Annotated in this window: 2 protein-coding genes; both read left to right on the top strand. The window is 38.5% G+C overall.

Annotated features, from left to right (window positions below):
* Window positions 1–141 precede the first annotated feature (141 nt).
* On the top strand, window positions 142–804 hold the full coding sequence (locus MXE38_RS11880; RefSeq protein WP_246915348.1) for an MFS transporter: 663 nt from the start codon (window positions 142–144) through the stop codon (window positions 802–804).
* A gap of 1,152 nt (window positions 805–1,956) precedes the next feature.
* Window positions 1,957–3,630, top strand: coding sequence for an alpha-glucosidase (locus MXE38_RS11875; protein ID WP_246915346.1), 1,674 nt, complete (start codon window positions 1,957–1,959; stop codon window positions 3,628–3,630).
* The last annotated feature ends 225 nt before the right edge of the window (window positions 3,631–3,855 follow it).

The following is a 3,855-nucleotide window of genomic DNA, read 5'->3' as shown; positions in this document are numbered from 1 at the left end:
CCATATTAAAAGCTTTGGGTAAACCGTGGTGGGAGCTTTTGTTCCCTGTATGTTACCGTCCTTACTCAGAATGGCCTATGCGTGGGGTTTTATAAAAAAATGCTAAAAACCATCTCCCCAAGTTGCGATTTAACATTAACCATGTTAATTCTCTTCTCAGCAGATGTAGTGTTTAGTACTGCCAATACTTACTATTGTCGCTATTTCTTAAACGATGCTAATTTTGTTGGAACCTTTATTGCTATTACGAATGTTTGCAAAATTGGCGCTATGGTTTTGTTCTTGCCTTACTGCATTAGAAAAATAGGTAAGCGCAATGCCTTAATTTTCGCAAGCTTAGTAGAAATTATTGCCCTATCAATTCGCTATATTGACCCCTCTTCCGTTTCCATCAATATGGCAGTAGCAGTAGTTTTAGGCTTAGCTAAGGGCTTTACTTATGCCTGTATGTTCAGCTTATTACCTGATACTGTTGATTATGGTGAGTACATTAGCCGTGAGCGCCATTCAGGTCTTGTTTACGCTAGTGCCTCATTTGCAACCAAATTAGCATCAGGCGTAGGAGCCATTATTGCCTCTGGTGTAATGCAATTTGGTGGCTACGTAAATAATTACGTGACCCAGTCTCCAAGTGCAATGGAAGCTATTATGTATTCCACCACTCTTATACCAATCATTATGTTTGTAGCTGGTATTTGCATCATCTCTTTCTACAAATTAGATAAGATTTTCCCAGAAGTTATCAAAGAGTTAAAACGACGTAAAGACCAAAATAATCCAGACCTTGACATAAAAGTCTCATAAATAATTTCCTTTGATTTTTTCCATAAATCTTATTTCAAAGTCCTTTACCTCTCTATGAGATAAAGGACTTTTTTATAAAAGCAAGCTAACAGCTAGCGCCCTTGCAGCAGCGACAGCTACAGCTTTGCCGCTCTAGAGCCAGCTACAGGTCTACTGATTCACTGCCCTTGCGACAGCTGCCGAAGCGTCTGTAGCTACCGTAGCATAGCTACTGCGTCTACCGACATTCCCAACAATTGGTAAGGTTTTACACATTAGAGCCACTCACATCGCAATATATAAAGCGCCTGACCATTGCTCTTTTGCCCTGCAAAGCTTGTGAGGGCAGGAAACTTTTATAAGCTACTCTTAATATGCGCTATTGGTATACGCTGTTAGGCTTGTCTTTGATGTACTTATATAGGCCTTATGCCCTATACCATTATGACCTTAGGCAAGGTTGCTGAAGGTTTAGGGATTTGCTTTATTTGCATGAAATAAGTTGCAGTAACTTAAAAATATTAAGTTTAAAGAGATACCTCATATATTGAGGTTTTGTCGTAGAACAATGGCCTTGAAAATATGATAGATTATGCTTCATTGCTCAATTTATACACTATATTAACCTCTCATTATACTAACATGTGACTTACTCAGCACAAAACAACAGGATAATGTGATTAAGTTCATATTGTGTATTTATTAACTCAAAAATTTATTGCTTTGATAAGCTAACATACCTTTATTTACGCTTGAATGATTTAGCACTAACGACAAAAAATCTCTTATTTACGCTATTTAATAAAGTTTTCTACTAAATATTTTTGCTCAAAATCAATTTGCGCACCAGATCACAAAATTTGCAAACAAATGTTAATTTAGTGTATTTTTTGATGATTTTTTTGGATTGTTTCTAATTTATCTTAATTTATACTAACAACCACTTAAGGCGATAATATTTTGCATGCATTTGCAAAAAAATGACTGCAACAATTCACATTGCCTGAATATTTTGGCTCCTGCTTGTAGCTTAAGATTTGCGTGTGTGTTTGCTTTTTACAAGCAGGAGATGTTGTTTTAGTACATGAGGAGAGTCCTCTTAGCTTTGTGTGTGTGAACCCCTAGTTTGATTAGGGTTAGCTTAAGAGGCGATTGTGATTCTAGGAGATTACCGTGTCTAATAAGTGGTGGGGCCAAGTTGCCTATCAAATTTATCCAAAGTCATTTTGTGACTCCAATGGTGATGGTATCGGCGACTTACAGGGTATTATTTCTAAGCTTGATTACCTTAAAGATTTAGGCGTTAAGCTTGTCTGGTTATCCCCTATTTTTAAGAGTCCATTTGTAGATCAGGGCTATGATATTGCAGACTATCAGGCCATTGATCCTACCTTTGGCACTATGGAAGATTTTGATGAGCTCTTAGCTAAAGCTAAAGAGCGTGGTATTTCCATCATTTTAGATTTAGTAATCAATCACTGCTCCTCCGAGCATGAGTGGTTTAAGAAAGCTTGTGCCGATCTTAATAGTGAAGAAGCCAAGTACTTTTACATTCGTGAAGGCAAGAATGGTTGCCCTCCTGACAATTTACGCTCTTATTTTGGCGGCTCTGTTTGGGAGAAATTACCAGGTCATGAAAATGAAGACTTATGGTATTTACACTATTTTTGCAAAGAGCAACCTGATTTAAATTGGTACTATGAGCCATTACGCCAGAAGCTTTATGAAATGATCAATTTCTGGCTTGAAAAGGGTGTTGCTGGCTTTAGAATTGATGCCATCATGAATATTGCCAAAGACCTAACCTTCCCAGGACTTCCTGCTGATGCCCCTGACGGCATGTGCTCAGCTGCTAAGATGACAGCTAAGTTATCTGATGAGGCTGCTACTTTCTTACACGAAATGAACAATGCCACCTTTAAAAAGCATGGTGCCATTTCTGTTGCTGAGGCCTTTGGTGTTAACCCTGAGTCTTTAAGCAACTACATTGGTAAGGATGGTTTCTTTAGCACTATTTTCGACTTCTCTGCTCGTGAACTTAATGAGAAGTACCCTGCTTGCTACCGTTACCGTCCAGTAAGCATTGCTAAATGGCGCGATACTATTTTTGCTAGCCAAGAGCGTGTTAATGATATTGGCTTTATGTGCCCTATCATTGAAAACCATGATGAGCCACGTGGCGTTTCTTACTATTTACCACGCCATGCTCAAAATGCTGATGGTGCCAAGGCTTTTGGTGCAGTTAATGTACTCTTAAGAGGCATGCCATTTATTTACCAAGGCCAAGAAATTGGCATGACCAATACTCGTTTTGACTCTATTTATGAGTTTGACGATGTGGCTGCTAAGGATAACTACAAAGTTGCTCTTGAGGCAGGTTTGAGCGAGCGTCAGGCTTTAGATATTCTCAATATCGAATCCCGTGATAATGCTCGCACCCCAGTTTTATGGTCTGATGAGAAAAACGCTGGCTTCTCCAGCGCACAGATTACCTGGCTTAAGGTTCACCAGGATTATAAGAACTTAAATGTTCGTGCTCAGCAAAATGATCCTGACTCAACCTTAGCTTTCTATCAGAAGTTAATTGCTTTAAAGAACAATGAGCCATACCACGACATCTTAACCGATGGTAAGTTCGTAGCTTTAGAGCCACAAGCAGAATATGTTGTTCCTTTTGCTCGTGAGCTTAATGGCAAGCAGATTCAAGTAATTGCTAACTTTGAAGACAGTGCTATTGTTCATAAAGTTACCCCTAATGCTCAGGTAGTTTTAAGCTCCAAGAGCGTAGAAATTAAAGATAACCAAATTATCATTCCTGCCGTATGTGCAGTAGTGATCGCACTATAGTTAGTTAAAAAACCCTTTCCTTTTGAGCTAAGAGCAATACTTGTTTTAGCAAGGTTGCTTTTAGCCCAATATCAGGCTGGCTGCTATCATTCTTTTACCATAGCCCGGCATTATTAAATTTTTATTTCTAAGCAAAAACCGCTTATTTATCATATTTCTTAGAAATGCTACCCTTGAGGTAGTTTTTTTGTGCCAAAACTACTACTCCGCCCTAATATAGATACA

This window comes from Anaerobiospirillum sp. NML120448, from assembly GCF_023050945.1.
Lineage (GTDB): Bacteria > Pseudomonadota > Gammaproteobacteria > Enterobacterales > Succinivibrionaceae > Anaerobiospirillum.
This window is presented reverse-complemented; position numbering and strand designations above follow the sequence as displayed.